This is a genomic window from Bacteroides muris (ex Fokt et al. 2023), assembly GCF_024704895.1.
Taxonomy (GTDB): Bacteria; Bacteroidota; Bacteroidia; order Bacteroidales; family Bacteroidaceae; genus Bacteroides; species Bacteroides muris.
The window spans coordinates 61876-77200 of sequence record NZ_JAMZEE010000019.1 but is presented as its reverse complement, the minus strand read 5'-3'; the positions used below and the strand labels follow the sequence as shown (position 1 = coordinate 77200).

General features: G+C 49.2%; 11 protein-coding genes and 1 pseudogene. 7 read left to right on the top strand and 5 right to left on the bottom strand.

Features of this window, described 5'->3' with window-relative positions; all coding sequences use genetic code 11:
- Positions 1–74: 74 nt before the first annotated feature.
- Positions 75–602, top strand: a pseudogene (locus M1B78_RS09605) (MFS transporter); the annotation flags it as partial.
- 411 nt (positions 603–1013) lie between these two features.
- On the opposite strand, the gene uvrA reads toward M1B78_RS09605, so the two are convergent.
- Positions 1014–3797 (bottom strand): excinuclease ABC subunit UvrA, encoded by a 2784-nt coding sequence (gene uvrA / locus M1B78_RS09600; protein WP_257931035.1) that lies wholly within the window; start codon positions 3795–3797, stop codon positions 1014–1016.
- 217 nt (positions 3798–4014) lie between these two features.
- Between uvrA and M1B78_RS09595 the strand changes: the two genes are divergently transcribed.
- Positions 4015–5529: a glycoside hydrolase family 10 protein gene (locus M1B78_RS09595; RefSeq protein WP_257940536.1), complete on the top strand. Its 1515-nt coding sequence runs from the start codon at positions 4015–4017 to the stop codon at positions 5527–5529.
- Positions 5530–5838: 309 nt separating this feature from the next.
- On the opposite strand, the gene M1B78_RS09590 is transcribed toward M1B78_RS09595, so the two are convergent.
- The 4 genes from M1B78_RS09590 to purL form a co-directional block, all read right to left on the bottom strand.
- Positions 5839–6387 carry a chromate transporter gene (locus tag M1B78_RS09590; RefSeq protein WP_257931033.1) on the bottom strand — a complete coding sequence of 183 codons (549 nt, stop codon included), beginning with the start codon at positions 6385–6387 and terminating at the stop codon, positions 5839–5841.
- Between the two features lie 9 nt (positions 6388–6396).
- Complete coding sequence (locus M1B78_RS09585) at positions 6397–6939, bottom strand: chromate transporter (RefSeq protein ID WP_136011195.1); 543 nt, start codon at positions 6937–6939, stop codon at positions 6397–6399.
- A gap of 51 nt (positions 6940–6990) precedes the next feature.
- Entirely contained in the window at positions 6991–7122 is a 132-nt protein-coding gene (locus tag M1B78_RS09580; protein WP_255260473.1) for a hypothetical protein, read from the bottom strand.
- A 174-nt stretch (positions 7123–7296) separates the two neighbouring features.
- A complete protein-coding gene (purL, locus tag M1B78_RS09575; RefSeq protein ID WP_257940535.1) occupies positions 7297–11001 on the bottom strand; it encodes a phosphoribosylformylglycinamidine synthase in 3705 nt (1234 codons plus the stop codon).
- A gap of 217 nt (positions 11002–11218) precedes the next feature.
- Between purL and M1B78_RS09570 the strand changes: the two genes are divergently transcribed.
- The 5 genes from M1B78_RS09570 to M1B78_RS09550 all read left to right on the top strand — a co-directional run bounded on the left by M1B78_RS09570 (position 11219) and on the right by M1B78_RS09550 (position 15294).
- Positions 11219–11401, top strand: coding sequence for a hypothetical protein (locus tag M1B78_RS09570; RefSeq protein ID WP_257940534.1), 183 nt, complete (start codon positions 11219–11221; stop codon positions 11399–11401).
- A gap of 99 nt (positions 11402–11500) precedes the next feature.
- A complete protein-coding gene (locus tag M1B78_RS09565; RefSeq protein WP_136011193.1) occupies positions 11501–12154 on the top strand; it encodes a LysE family translocator in 654 nt (217 codons plus the stop codon).
- Positions 12155–12223: 69 nt separating this feature from the next.
- Positions 12224–12769 (top strand): DUF4924 family protein, encoded by a 546-nt coding sequence (locus M1B78_RS09560; RefSeq protein WP_257940533.1) that lies wholly within the window; start codon positions 12224–12226, stop codon positions 12767–12769.
- A gap of 74 nt (positions 12770–12843) precedes the next feature.
- Positions 12844–13698, top strand: a complete 855-nt coding sequence (rfbD, locus tag M1B78_RS09555) for a dTDP-4-dehydrorhamnose reductase (protein ID WP_257940532.1) — start codon at positions 12844–12846, stop codon at positions 13696–13698.
- Positions 13699–13719: 21 nt separating this feature from the next.
- The gene (locus M1B78_RS09550) at positions 13720–15294 is read left to right on the top strand and encodes a peptide chain release factor 3 (RefSeq protein ID WP_257931028.1); all 1575 of its coding nucleotides are present in this window, start codon (positions 13720–13722) and stop codon (positions 15292–15294) included.
- Positions 15295–15325 lie beyond the last annotated feature (31 nt).

The following is a 15325-nucleotide window of genomic DNA, read 5'->3' as shown; positions in this document are numbered from 1 at the left end:
CAGAGCCTATGGTTCAACTTGCTTTCTGCAAAATCATGCTTAACAAAATTATTGTGTAATTTTTAAACAGTTTCTTACTGTTTTTAGGATTTTTTTATTGTAGGCGTGGATGTGGCGATAAACTTTATTAGTTCGAAACTTATGTCTATCCGTTTTGGATGGTCTGATGAGCAAGTAAAATTTGCTCCTCAAGCCTATTTTCTCAGTCGTACAATTGGTGCTTTGTTGGGGGCGTTCTTGTTGACCCGTATTGCAGAAATGAAATATTTCCGTATAATATTGTAGCTTGTGTTGTTGCGCTGTTAGTTTTAATAAGAGTGGAAAAGGATGTGGTGAATGTAGTTTGTATTGGTGCAGTAGGCTTTTTTGCTTCATCAGTTTTCTCTATTATTTATTCAATGGCTTTGCAGGCTTGTCCAGAGAAAGCGAATCAAATTTCCGGTCTGATGATAACGGCGGTCGCTGGTGGTGGAGTTGTTGCCCCGGTTATAGGCTTTGCTATTGGTACTGTAGGTGTCATTGGTGGAGCTATAGTTACATTAGCTTGTGTTTTATATCTGACGTATTGTGCTTTTGGTATAAAAATTGCTGCAAAAGCTTGATTATTCAGCCTTTTTAAATTTGATATATATTGCCATTTCCCACATGGTTTTTATGAGGTACTTTCAATGGAAGGCACCGTTGTTTGTTATCTATTGCTTCTGCAAATTCTGATTAATCGGCTTAAAAAGTTTGCTTTTATGTATAATGTATAGACATTTTAGCTAGGCTGTGTGGATTTGTCGTAATACAGAGTTATTTGTGAGTGTTTTTATAGAGTAAATATGCTATATGTGGTTTTATGTAATTTTTATTTTATATAGTTAATAGGTTGTCAGTGTGTAGTGTGAGTAGGTAAAGGAAATTCTTAACATGTTAAATCCTGCTGATTAAGACAAAGACACGGAGGCACGGAGTTTTATTCTTTTTCCTTGAATTTAATATCTCTGTGTCTCTGTGCCTCTGTGTTCTATTTAAGGAAGCGAGGGGTGTAATTTCTCTTGCAAGAATTGTCCCGTATAACTTGCCGCACACTTCGCCACCTCCTCCGGTGTACCGGTAGCTACGATGTTTCCTCCTTTGTCTCCTCCTTCGGGTCCAAGGTCTATCACGTGGTCTGCGCACTTCACCACATCCAGGTTGTGCTCGATGATGACAATGCTGTGTCCGCGGCGTATCAAGGCGTCGAATGCCTCGAGCAACTTCTTGATGTCGTGGAAGTGTAGTCCGGTGGTCGGTTCATCGAAGATGAACATGGTCGGGTCCGCTTTCTCCTGGCTGAGGTAGAAAGCGAGCTTCACGCGCTGGTTCTCTCCACCGGAGAGGGTGGAGGAGGCCTGCCCCAGTTTGATATATCCCAACCCTACATCCTGCAGGGGTTGCAGTTTCTTTACAATCTTTTTCTGTCCGTGTTGCGTAAAGAATTCGACGGCTTGGTTTACGGTCATCTCCAATACGTCGTAGATATTCATGTCGTGGAACTTCACTTCCAAAGTGTCCGCCTTGAAGCGTTTGCCATGGCAAGATTCGCATTCCAATACGAGGTCTGCCATGAATTGCATCTCCACTGTGATGGTGCCCTCACCCTTGCATTCCTCGCAACGGCCGCCTTCGCTGTTGAAGCTGAAGTGTCCGGCACTGTATCCCATCTGCTTGGCAAGTGGCTGGTCTGCCCATAGTTTACGGATTTCGTCGTAGGCCTTGATGTAGGTCACGGGATTGCTTCGCGATGACTTCCCGATAGGATTCTGGTCAACAAACTCTACATTGCGCAGGTTCTGCAAATCTCCTCCGATGGAGGTGAACTCGCCCGGGCGTTCGCTGCATTCATCCAACTCTCGTTTCAGGGCGCGGTAGAAGATGTCGCGTACTAGCGTGCTCTTGCCCGAACCGCTGACTCCGGTGACTACGGTCATTACGTTCAGCGGGAAGCGTGCCTCTACGCCCTTCAGATTGTTTTCGCGGGCACCTTTTATCTCTATGTAGTTGTTCCATGGTCGACGGTGTTCCGGCAGGGGGATTGTTTCTTCTCCCAGCAGATAGCGCACGGTATAGCTGTCGCTGTCTTTCCGAAGGTCTTTCATGTCTCCTTGGTAGACGATTTCTCCTCCCAAGCGGCCTGCTCGGGGACCGATGTCGATGATATAGTCGGCAGCGCGGATAATCTCTTCGTCGTGTTCCACTACCACTACCGTATTGCCCAACTGTTGCAGCTGGCGGAGCACATGTATCAGTTTGTCCGTGTCGCGGCTATGCAAGCCGATGCTCGGTTCGTCAAGAATATATAGGCTGCCCACCAGGCTGCTGCCCAGCGAGGTGGCGAGGTTGATTCGCTGGCTTTCGCCACCGGAGAGCGAGTTGCTGAGGCGGTTCAGCGTGAGGTATCCCAGACCGACATCCAATAAGAAGCGTATGCGGCTGTTGATTTCTGTCAGGATGCGTCGGGCTATGTCGGTGTCATGCGAGTCCAGCTTCAGGTTGTCGAAGAAGAGCTTCAGCTCGGTGATGGGCAAATCTACCAGTTCAGAGATGTTGCGTCCTCCCACGCGTACGTAGTTCGCTTCGGGTTTCAGGCGGGTGCCGTGGCATTTGGGGCAGAGCGTCTTTCCGCGATATCGTGCCAGCATCACGCGATATTGTATCTTGTACTGGTTTTCCTGTACCATCTTGAAGAAGGCGTTGATGCCCTCAAAGTAGGGTGTCCCTTCCCACAGCATCCGGCGTTGCTCGTCGGTCAGTTCGTAATAGGGAGTGAATATGGGGAATCCGGCTTTCTCGGCTCCGTGTATCACCATATCCCTCCATTCGCCCATCTTTTCGCCTCGCCAGCATACTACAGCGCCGTCGTAGACGGACAAAGAACGGTCGGGTATCACGAGATGCTCGTCAATGCCGACGACTCGTCCGAATCCCTCGCACACGGGGCATGCGCCGATGGGAGAGTTGAAGGAGAACATCTGGTCGTTCGGTTCTTCGAAGACGATGCCGTCTGCTTCGAATTTGGTGCTGAAACGATAGAGGCTGGTACCTCCGTCGGGCCGGTAGAAGCGCAGCAGGCAGGAGCCGTCTCCCTCGTACATGGCTGTTTCGGCCGAGTCGGTGAGGCGGCTGACGGAATCCTTTTCCGAGGAGGCTGTCATACGGTCAATCAGCAGAAAAACGGTATCTCCGGTTTTCGGCTGGTATTCGTCGATGCGCATCATTTCACCGTTTACTTCCAGGCGGGTGAAACCTTGCTTCATGTCTATCTCCAGTTGCTGTTGCAGCGTGCGGTCTTCGCGTAGCAATATCGGGGCGAGTACGGTATATCTGGTTCCTTCCGGATATTCCAGCATGCACTTCACGATGTCTTCTGCCGAGTGTTTCTTCACTTCTTGTCCGCCAACCGGGCTGAAGGTCTTCCCGACACGTGCGTAGAGCAGCCGCAGGTATTCGTATATTTCGGTGGAGGTGCCCACGGTGGAGCGCGGGTTACGGCTGCTTACCTTCTGCTCAATGGCAATGGCAGGTGGAATTCCTTTGATGAAATCGCATTCGGGCTTGCTCATACGCCCCAGAAACTGACGGGCATAACTGCTCAGGCTCTCCACGTAGCGGCGTTGCCCCTCGGCGTATAATGTATCGAAAGCCAGTGAGGATTTTCCGGAACCAGACAGTCCGGTGATGACTACGAGTTTGTTGCGGGGAATCTCTACGTCAATGTTCTTGAGGTTATTGACACGGGCTCCCTTTATGATAATTGATGTATTTTCTGCCATATCTGTAGGTTGGTTCGGTGGTTTACAAGGTGCAAAGATAATGTTTGCTAGTTGAATTGTAACAATCGGACAAGGCAAAAAGTGGATTTGTTGGAGAGGAAAGACACTCTTGGTTAAGATTTGTTATACTTTTCGCTCTCTACCGGTATACTTAGGACAAAAGAATTAATTTCGCTTCTTAAATATAAAAGATATTGAAAATTTATTGACCGTAAGTATGAGAATAAAATCCATTTTATGCCTATGTCTTTTGTCGCTGCTGACGGCAGGCGGAGTGTTTGCTCAAGTACAGACGAAGGGGGCCTATCCTAAACGTGAATTTCGTGCGGCATGGATACAGTCGGTTAACGGACAGTTCCGCGGAATGCCTGCCGAAAAGCTGAAACAGAATCTGACAGGGCAGCTGAATTCCCTGCAGGAGGCGGGAATCAACGCCATAATCTTCCAGGTACGTCCCGAAGCGGATGCTCTGTATGCCTCCAGGCTGGAGCCGTGGAGCCGCTTCCTTACCGGAGTGCAGGGCAAAGCACCCGAACCCTATTGGGATCCTATGCAGTTTATGATTGATGAATGTCATAAACGTGGTATGGAGTTTCATGCGTGGATTAATCCGTATCGCACGAAGACAACCTTGAAGAGTGAGTTGGCTCCCAATCATGTGTACAATATCCATCCAGAATGGTTTGTCACTTACGGTGACCAGTTGTATTTCGACCCGGCACTGCCCGAGAGCCGCCGGCATATCTGCATGGTGGTGAGCGACATCGTTTCTCGCTATGATGTGGATGCCATCCATATGGACGATTACTTTTATCCTTATCCCGTTAAGGGAAAGGATTTCCCCGACGATGCGAGTTTTGCACGTTTGGGCGGAGGATTCGGCAATAAGGGAGACTGGCGCCGGAACAACGTGAATATGCTGATTAAGAAACTGCATGAGACGATTCGTGAAATCAAGCCGTGGGTGAAGTTCGGGGTTTCTCCGTTCGGCATTTACCGGAACGAGAGTAGTGACCCGCTTGGCAGTAAGACCCGGGGGTTGCAAAACTACGATGATCTTTATGCGGATGTGTTGTTGTGGGCCCGCGAAGGTTGGATAGACTATAATATTCCTCAGATTTATTGGCATATAGGACATCCAGTTGCCGATTATGAGGCTTTGGTGAAGTGGTGGGCCAAGAATACGGAAAATCGCCCTTTGTTTATCGGCCAGTCCGTGATGAACACTGTGCAGAATGCCGATCCCAAGAACCCCTCGATGAATCAACTTCCCCGCAAGATGGCCCTGCAGCGCGCCTATCAAACCATCGGCGGCAGTTGCCAATGGCCTGCCAGCGCCGTTATCGAGAATGTCGGCAAGTATCGCGATGCCTTGATTGCCGAATATCATAAATATCCGGCATTGCCTCCCGTTTTCGATTTTATGGACAACGAAGCTCCGGCAAAGGTACGCAGACTGAAACCGGTGTGGACGGAAGACGGCTACATCCTCTTCTGGACAGCTCCCAAGTACGAAGAAGAAATGAACCGCGCCGTCCGATACGTGGTCTATCGCTTCGGCGCCAAAGAGGCAGTGGATATAGACGACCCTTCACACATCGTAGCCATCACGCGTGATAATTTCTATAAGCTTCCTTATGAAGACGGAAAGACGAAGTATCGCTACGTGGTGACCGCCCTTGACCGTCTGCACAATGAGTCGAAATCCGTAGGAAAAAAAATCAAACTCTAGGAGACGGCGGCTGCCAAGCCCTTTCTGTTCCCTCCGGCCTTCTTGCCCGTAAGGGCAGGCGGCACGAAGGAAATACGCGAGAGCCAAGCCTGTCCGAAGAATGCACTGCGCGATAATATCGGTATAACGCACGCCCCAGACCGCCAATTAATGCCCGATAATCGGGTCGATGCGTTAAAAATCGGGCCTCATTTTATTTCGATTCCTAGAAACGAAGGTAAAGCGAAGGCAGAGTGAAGGCGGAACGGCGTTTTCGGGAAGAAATTATGATAGTTTTGTTAACCTTATAACCGGTTTTCGTGAATCGTCTCAATACAGCACCAGTCCGGCCATTCCGCAGGCCACAATCATTCCTATCGGGTTCAGCTTATATTTCTTTGTGCCTACAAATGCTACCAGGAAGATGAGGCAACTGATGGCGAAAGAATGCACGTCATCCTGCGGAGAACCGAAGTTCTCCCGGTTCATCAGCACCAGTGCCGCCGAGGCCAGCAGACCCACCACTGCCGGACGGAGTCCGCCGAATATGGCTTCTACCGAGGGATGCTTCTGGTATTTCAGAAAGAACCTGCTGATGGTCAGCATCAGTAGGAAAGAGGGGAGCACCACGGCAAAAGTGGCGACAACAGATCCCCATACGCTGCCCGTGGCCGTAAAGCCTACGTAAGTTGCCGAATTAATGCCTATCGGGCCGGGGGTCATCTGGCTGATTGCTACGATATCGGTAAATTCCTGAGGAGAAAGCCAGCCATAACGGGTGACTACTTCGCCTTGTATCATGGACAGCATGGCATATCCGCCGCCAAAGCCGAAAAGGCCGATTTTGAAGAACGTGTAGAACAACTGTAAGAAAATCATAATCAGTAATTAATGCTTGGTGATACTTGTACTGTGAAAGAAGTAGCCTCCCACGCCCGCTGCAATGATAATCCAGATGGGGGAGAAGCCCGCCAGCCAGATGAGCAATGCTGAAACCACCGGTATCCATAGGTTATATCGGTTTATCCGGGCCGATTTCGCCATGCTGAACGTAGGGGCGGCAATCAGCGCAACCACTGCCGGGCGGATGCCTTTGAATATACGCTCCACAACGGCGTTGTCCTTGAAGTTGTGAAAGAACAGCGCTATGGTGAGGATGATGAGAAGCGAAGGAAGTATGGTTCCCAATGCAGTGATTATGCTCCCTCGTATTCCCCGCAGCCGGTAGCCTATGAAAATGGATATGTTGACGGCAAGGATGCCCGGAGCGGATTGTGATATGGCAAGCAAGTCGATGAAATCTTCTTTGGCTATCCAGTTTCGCTTGGTTACGATTTCATTTTCTATCAGCGGTACCATGGCATATCCGCCGCCGATGGTAAAGGCTCCTATCTTAAAGAAAATGGAGAATGCTTCAAGATATATATTCATATTCAAAATGTTGTAATTTACTTTATTTCTTTCTCTTCGTTCTCTTCCTTATCATCGTTCGCTTCCTTCTCTCTCATTGTCGTTGAAGGTACGGATGCGGTTGACGCCGATGTATTTGTATGTTTGTGCAATACTTATAAGCGGCAATAATAGCAGTGTGTGGAAAAAGAAGTACTTTCTCATAATTGGCAAACGTTTCTTTTTGAATGTTGTACTGAGAGCGAGCCGAATGTAAATACAAAAGTAATGCTTTTGTTCGAGAAAAGCAAAAAGAAGGCAGAGAATGGAAAAATGAACAAGCGCGGATTTATCTGTCAATCCGCGCTTGCTACATTTCTACAAAGAAGGAAGTTCAGTTCATTTCTTATTGGCTTCCACCCACTTGCGTGCATTGACAAATGCTTCTATCCAAGGAGTGATTTGGTCGCTGTTCACGCGGTCAGCGGGGTAGCAACCGTTCTGCCAGGGGAAGATGGCACGTTCCAAGTGGGGCATCATGGCCAGATGACGTCCGTCGGCACTTGCTAATCCGGCTATGGAGTAATCCGAACCGTTGGGGTTGGCAGGGTATTCGTCGTATGAGTATTTCAGCACAACGTTGTACTTGTCCTCATCATACGGCAAAGAGAATTTTCCCTCACCGTGGGCCACCCAGATACCCAGTTTGCTGCCGCTTAAGGAGCCGAGCATTACACTGCGGTTGGCAGGAACGGTAACACCCAGGTGTCTGGATTCGAACTTGTGAGAGTCGTTGTGTAGCATCTTGCCTTTCTTGTCAAGCTCGGGATTGATGAGGTTGAGTTCCATCATCAGCTGGCAACCGTTGCAAACGCCCAGCGAAAGAGTATCCTTACGTGCATAATATTTGTCGAGTGCTTCTTTCGCTTTCGGATTGAACAGGAAGGCACCGGCCCAACCTTTGGCGGAACCAAGAACGTCGGAATTGGAGAAACCGCCGCAGTAAACAATCATGTTTACATCTTCCAGAGTCTCGCGGCCGCTGATAAGGTCGGTCATGGTAACGTCCTTCACATCGAAGCCCGCCAGATAGAGCGAGTAGGCCATTTCACGTTCACCATTAGTTCCTTTCTCACGGATGATGGCGGCGCGGATGCCTGACGGTGTACGGCGGTTCGGGTCGATGCCGTATTGTGAGAACTTGCCTTTGAAGTCCGGCATGAAGGCGAATTCCACCGGTTGCATCTTGTAGTTCTCGAAACGTTTCTTGGCACATCCGTTCATGGACTGCTTGCGGTCGAGGAGATAAGAAGTAGAGTACCACACATCACGCATATAGTCGATGCCAAACTGATAAGTAGCATCGCCTTTCGATACAAGAATATGACGTTCGTCTGTCGGTTTGCCAAGCTTCACGTAGCCTACGCCCGCATCTTCCAGAATCTGCTTCACTGCTTCCTTATTCTTATCGCTCACTTGGATAACGATACCCGGATTCTCTGCAAACAGAATCTTGATGAGGTCTTGTTCCTTGATTTTATCCAGATTGATTTCCATACCGCCTTCCACATTGGAGAAGCACATTTCGAGCAGGGTAGTGATAAGACCACCGGCAGAAATGTCATGTCCGGCAAGAATCAGTCCCTTGCTGACCAGCTCTTGTACGGCAAGAAAAGCATCGCGGAAGTATTCGGCATCCTGCACGCAGGGAACTTCATCGCCCACCTTACCCAGAGTTTGAGCAAAGGCAGAACCGCCGAGTTTCAGGTTGTCGAAACTGAAGTCTATATGATAAATGGTAGTCTTTTCGTTGTTGACCAATACCGGAGAAACTACTTTTTTAACGTCGGACACTTCTCCACCGGCAGAAACAATTACTGTGCCCGGAGAAATCACTTTGCTGCCGTCGGGGTATTTTTGTGTCATGGAAAGAGAGTCCTTACCGGTCGGCACATTGATTTGCAGCGCACAGCAGAAGTCGCTCAATGCCTTTACGGCTGTGTATAGACGGGCATCTTCGCCTTCTTGCGAACGGCAAGGCCACATCCAGTTGGCAGAAAGGGAAACGCTGTCCAGACCTTCGGCAAGCGGTGCCCAGACGAGGTTGGTCAATGCTTCGCTGACGGAAAGCACAGAACCTGCTGCCGGGTCGGCAAGTGCTGCTTGGGGAGCATGTCCCAAGGAAGTGGCGATACCCTTCTCACCGCGATAATCCAAAGCTACTACACCGCAATCGCTCAAAGGTAACTGTAATTCGCCTTGGCACTGCTGGCGGGCAATCTTGCCTGTTACGGAACGGTCTACCTTGTTGGTTAACCAGTCTTTGCAAGCCACAGCTTCCAGTTGGAGCACATTAGTGAGATATTCGTGTAGCTGGGAAAGTTCGTATTGGGGCATTTCGTAGTGACGTTCCACGTTCTTATCCACCATATAGGTTTTGGGAGAAGAGCCGAACATCTGCTCTACGGCGAGGTCGAACGGACGTACACCGTCAGCTTGCTGGAAGGCAAAGCGATGGTCACCGGTGGTTTCACCTACTACGTACATTGGAGCGCGTTCGCGTTCGGCTACCTTGCGCACATGTTCGATGGCCTCTTCCTGAATCAGCAAGCCCATGCGTTCCTGGCTTTCGTTGGCAATGATTTCCTTGGCAGACAGCGTGGTGTCGCCGATGGGCAGCTTGCTCATGTCGATTAGGCCGCCACATTCCTCTACCAATTCGGACAGACAGTTTACATGTCCGGCAGAGCCGTGGTCGTGGATGGAAACCACCGGATTGGTCTCTTCCTCACAAAGTGCGCGTACCACGTTGTAGGCGCGTTTCTGCATTTCGGCGTTGGCGCGTTGCACGGCATTTAGCTCGATGCCACTGCTGTAGCGTCCGGTATCTACGGAAGATACGGAGCCGCCGCCCAGACCGATGCGGTAATTGTCTCCACCGATGACAACCACCTTGTTGCCGGCTTCCGGGGTACCTTTCAGACAGTCGCGCTGGGTGCCGTAGCCTACGCCTCCGGCAAGCATAATCACCTTGTCGTAGCCGTAAACTTCTTCTTTTTCTTTATGTTCGAAAGTAAGTACGGAACCGCAAATCAGCGGTTGTCCGAATTTGTTTCCGAAATCACTGGCTCCATTAGAGGCCTTGATTAGTATTTGTTCGGGAGTCTGATACAGCCATTTGCGTACCGGTAAAATCTCTTCCCAGGGACGTCCTTCTTCCGTACGGGGGTAGGAGGTCATGTAAACGGCTGTTCCGGCAATCGGCCAAGAGCCCTTACCGCCACCCATACGGTCGCGGATTTCACCGCCCGTACCGGTAGACGCGCCGTTGAACGGTTCTACTGTGGTGGGGAAGTTATGGGTTTCCGCTTTCAGGGAGATGACACTTTTGATGTCCTTTACCTGGAAATAGTCGGGCTTGGAGTGGTCTGCGGGGGCAAATTGCTCGATGACCGGACCTTCGGCAAAGGCCACATTGTCTTTGTAGGCGGAGATAATCTTGTTGGGATTTTCTTGTGTAGTCTTCTTTATCATCTGGAAGAGCGAAGATTCCTGTTCCACTCCATCAATGATGAACGTCCCGCCGAAGATTTTGTGGCGGCAGTGTTCGGAGTTGATTTGTGCGAAGCCGAATACTTCGGAGTCGGTCAGAGGGCGTCCGAGGTCTTTCTCTACTTTCTTGAGGTAGTCCATTTCCTCTTTGGAAAGTGCCAGGCCTTCCTTTTCATTATATGCTTCCAGATCTTCGATATGTACAATCGGTTCCGGCTGCCGGTTGGTTGTAAACACATCCTGGTTCAGCCCCTTGTACATACGTTGCAGCATCGGGTCATAATCTGCAGTCTCATCTTTTACGGGAAAGTATTCCTCGATGCGGATAATGCCGTCCAGTCCCATGTTTTGGGTGATTTCTACGGCGTTTGTACTCCAAGGGGTAATCATTTCGCGGCGCGGGCCGACGAAATGTCCTTTCAGGTTGTCTTCACTTTCGGGGGTGGCTTCTCCAAAAAGCCAGCAGAGTTTGTCGCTGTCTGCCTGGGGGAGTTCGTGATTGCATTCTACGGCAATCACGCTCTTGGATGGGGTTCTGAAAAAAAGAATCATAGTTATATTTACGATTTTATGATTTACGATTTTATGATTTACGATTTTATGATTTACGATTTTATGATTTACGATTGAAGCTACTGCTTTGAATATCTTCATCTTTTCTTCTTGGGGACAAAGATACGCAAAATCGGTGGGGAGGAGAAAAAAAGGAAAACAAAAAACGCATGCAATTTTACTTGTATGCGTTTTTTGTTCTGTTTTATAAAGTCTGATGTATGCCATACCGTGCTTCAGCAGGGTTGCCGGTTCAATCGAAGCCTTTGAAAGTCGCGTTTTTCCCGGTCTCTTCCTCGCTGCAAGTATCACTGTCCGGCGGGATATGAAGTTGGCTGCGGTCTGGTGTATAGCGGTCACTTGGGATATAGTTAAGTTCGGAGGTAAGTATGCGGAATAATATGTAAAATGGATAATCTTTACTTCTTAAAATCCTTTTCCGTCGAAAAAACGTTAACACTATTCGTTCGTCTCATAAAAAAGTCCGATATTTGCAGTCATGATTCAGATAGAGACCATATTTGACATATTGTGGAAGGGGTTCATTATCGGCGTCATTGTGTCTGCGCCATTGGGTCCTGTAGGGGTATTATGCATTCAGCGTACTTTGAATAAAGGACGGTGGTATGGTTTTGTGACGGGGATAGGAGCCTCCCTGAGCGACATTGCCTATGCCTTGCTGACGGGCTACGGGATGAGTTTTGTCTTTGATTATGTCAACAAGAACATCTTTTACCTGCAGCTTTTCGGAAGCATTCTTCTGCTGGCATTTGGCATTTATACGTTCCGCAGCAATCCGGTACAGTCCATCCGGCCGGTATCTACCAATAAGGGCTCTTATTTCCATAACTTCATAACGGCGTTTGCCGTCACACTTTCTAATCCACTGATTATTTTCCTTTTTGTAGGTCTTTTCGCCCGCTTTGCTTTTGTAAGTGAGGGTGTGCTGGTGTTTGAGGCTGTCACCGGATATCTGGCCATCGCATTGGGTGCTTTGGCTTGGTGGTTTGGCATAACCTTTTTTGTCAACAAGGTCCGTACACAATTCAACCTACGCGGTATCTGGATGCTGAACCGTATTATCGGGAGCATTGTCATTGTGGTGTCCGTGATGGGATTGGTGTTTACGCTGATGGGTGAATCGCTGTATTAATGGATAATCGATAGTGGATAAATTGATAATGAGATTATAAATCTAAGGTCATAAATCATACATTTTATCGTGAAGATTGCGCAACTACTGAAAGAGAAGAATATAGCCGAATACCTTATATATATGTGGCAGGTAGAGGATTTGCTCCGTGCCAACGGCTGTGACATAGACCGGATACGCCAGAACATCATCTTGCGCTATCCGGAGGAGGAACGGCCTGCGCTGGAAGAATGGTATGGAAACCTGGCGGATATGATGCGTGCGGAAGGCGTAACGGAAAAAGGACATCTGCAAATCAACCGGAATGTCATTCTGAACTTGACGGAGCTGCATGGCGAACTACTGGCCTCTACGAAATATCCGTTCTATAATGCGGCTTATTTCAAGGCACTGCCTTTTATCGTGGAGCTGCGTCAGAAGAACGGCCGGAAAGAGGAGTCTGAGATAGACACTTGTTTCGAGGCGCTTTATGGAGTGCTGCTGTTGCGCTTGCAGAAGAAGGAAATCAGTCAGGGCACGGCGAAGGCTATGGAGGTTATTAGCAGTTTCATCTCGTTGCTTGCCAACTATTATGACAAGGAGAAGCGGGGAGAACTGGAGTTGATGGATAACTGATAGTGGATGATTGATAATTATGGAGGAAAATATTGTTCATCGTAACATTCTATATATAAGTGTAACTTTATTAAATGAATATTCTGATAACCGGTGCCAACGGTCAACTTGGCAATGAAATGCAAGTGTTGTCGAAAGAAAACAGGCAGCACACTTATTTTTTCACTGACGTGCAGGAATTGGACATTTGCGACGAACAAGCTGTGCACGGGTTTGTGAAGGATAACCGGATAGATGTGATTGTGAATTGCGCAGCTTATACGGCGGTAGATAAGGCGGAGGACAATCAGGAACTTTGTGACAAGCTGAATCATGTCGCTCCGGGCTATCTGGCTGCCGCTGCCGAAGCTTGCGGTGCTGCCTTGATACAAGTGTCCACCGATTATGTCTTCGACGGAACCGGACACACTCCCTATACGGAAGAGGCGGCCACTTGCCCCAATTCGGTATATGGCTCTACTAAACTGGCAGGTGAGCAGGCGGTGATGAAGCATTGTAGCCGTGCCATGATTATCCGTACGGCATGGCTCTATTCCATTTACGGGAATAATTTTGTGAAGACGATGCTTCGTCTGGGACGTGAGCGAGAGACGCTGGGAGTTGTCTTCGACCAGATAGGCACGCCGACATACGCCAATGATTTGGCACGTGCCATTTTTGCGGCTGTCAACCGGGGGATTGTTCCCGGGGTCTATCATTTCAGCAACGAGGGGGTGTGCTCGTGGTATGATTTCACGTTGGCTATCCATCGCCTGGCCGGCATAAAGACCTGCAAGGTAAGCCCGCTGCATACGGATGAGTTTCCTGCCAAGGCGCCGCGTCCGCATTATTCCGTACTGGACAAGACAAAGATAAAGAAGACATTCGGCATCGATATACCCCATTGGGAGGCGAGCCTTGCCGTCTGCATGAAGAATTTGGAAGAGTGATTATTACTGACTAATTGATATATGGCCAATAACAACGAAATAGAGAGACGGAGAACGTTTGCGATTATCGCGCATCCGGATGCCGGTAAGACATCATTGACCGAGAAGCTGTTGCTTTTTGGTGGACAAATCCAGGTGGCGGGTGCCGTAAAGAGCAATAAGATAAAGAAGACGGCAACGTCGGACTGGATGGATATTGAAAAACAGCGTGGTATTTCCGTTACCACTTCTGTAATGGAGTTCGACTACCATGACTACAAGGTCAACATCCTCGATACTCCGGGTCACCAGGACTTTGCCGAAGATACCTACCGCACGCTGACGGCTGTGGATAGCGTTATCATCGTGGTGGACGGTGCGAAAGGTGTGGAAACGCAGACACGCAAGCTGATGGAGGTGTGCCGTATGCGTAATACGCCGGTGATTATCTTCATCAACAAGATGGACCGTGAAGCCAAAGACCCGTTCGACCTGCTGGACGAACTGGAGGAGGAACTGCACATCCACGTGCGTCCCTTGACGTGGCCTATCGAGAGCGGTGTCCGTTTCAAGGGTGTCTACAATATCTACGAGCATAACCTCAACCTCTACCAGCCCAGCAAGCAGGTAGTGACGGAGAAGGTGGAAGTGGACATCCATACAGAGGAGCTGGACAACCGGATTGGCGCCCAGCTGGCCGACAAGCTGCGCGGAGAACTGGAACTGATAGACGGTGTTTACCCCGAATTCGATAAGGAGGAATATTTGAAAGGGGAACTTGCTCCCGTATTCTTCGGTTCGGCACTGAATAACTTTGGTGTGCAGGAACTGCTGGACTGCTTTGTGGAGATTGCTCCCAGTCCCCGTCCCGTGAAGGCGGAAGAGCGTGAGGTGGAGCCGGAAGAACCCAAATTTACCGGATTCGTCTTTAAGATAACTGCCAACATCGACCCGAATCACCGTTCATGTATCGCTTTCTGCAAAATCTGCTCCGGGAAGTTTGTACGCAATGCCCCGTACTTGCATGTACGTCATGGCAAGACGATGCGTTTCTCGTCGCCTACGCAGTTCATGGCGCAGCGCAAGACGACTGTCGATGAGGCTTGGGCAGGAGATATTATCGGCCTGCCGGATAACGGTACATTCAAGATTGGCGATACGCTGACCGAAGGCGAGGCGCTTCACTTCAAGGGACTTCCAAGCTTCTCGCCGGAGATGTTCAAGTACATTGAGAATGCCGACCCGATGAAGCAGAAACAGCTTGCCAAGGGTATCGACCAGTTGATGGACGAAGGTGTGGCGCAGTTGTTCGTCAACCAGTTCAACGGGCGTAAGATTATCGGTACGGTGGGGCAGTTGCAGTTCGAGGTCATCCAGTATCGTCTGGAGAACGAATACAGTGCGAAGTGCCGTTGGGAGCCGCTCAGTCTGTATAAGGCCTGTTGGATTGAGAGCGATGATGCGGCGGAGCTGGAAGCCTTCAAGAAGCGCAAATACCAGTACATGGCCAAAGACCGCGAGGGCAGGGATGTGTTCCTGGCCGATAGCGGATATGTGTTGCAGATGGCGCAGATGGACTTCAAGCATATCAAGTTCCACTTTACGAGTGAGTTCTAAGCTATACGATTTTTGCTGACTCACGGCTATA

Excerpts from the sequence above, each read along its gene's own strand:
- uvrA (WP_257931035.1), bottom strand. The coding sequence starts at position 3,797 with ATGGCAGAAAATACATCAATTATCATAAAGGGAGCCCGTGTCAATAAC.
- M1B78_RS09595 (WP_257940536.1), top strand. The coding sequence starts at position 4,015 with ATGAGAATAAAATCCATTTTATGCCTATGTCTTTTGTCGCTGCTGACG.
- M1B78_RS09590 (WP_257931033.1), bottom strand. The coding sequence starts at position 6,387 with ATGATTTTCTTACAGTTGTTCTACACGTTCTTCAAAATCGGCCTTTTC.
- M1B78_RS09585 (WP_136011195.1), bottom strand. The coding sequence starts at position 6,939 with ATGAATATATATCTTGAAGCATTCTCCATTTTCTTTAAGATAGGAGCC.
- M1B78_RS09580 (WP_255260473.1), bottom strand. The coding sequence starts at position 7,122 with ATGAGAAAGTACTTCTTTTTCCACACACTGCTATTATTGCCGCTTATA.
- purL (WP_257940535.1), bottom strand. The coding sequence starts at position 11,001 with ATGATTCTTTTTTTCAGAACCCCATCCAAGAGCGTGATTGCCGTAGAA.
- M1B78_RS09570 (WP_257940534.1), top strand. The coding sequence starts at position 11,219 with ATGTATGCCATACCGTGCTTCAGCAGGGTTGCCGGTTCAATCGAAGCC.
- M1B78_RS09565 (WP_136011193.1), top strand. The coding sequence starts at position 11,501 with ATGATTCAGATAGAGACCATATTTGACATATTGTGGAAGGGGTTCATT.
- rfbD (WP_257940532.1), top strand. The coding sequence starts at position 12,844 with ATGAATATTCTGATAACCGGTGCCAACGGTCAACTTGGCAATGAAATG.
- M1B78_RS09550 (WP_257931028.1), top strand. The coding sequence starts at position 13,720 with ATGGCCAATAACAACGAAATAGAGAGACGGAGAACGTTTGCGATTATC.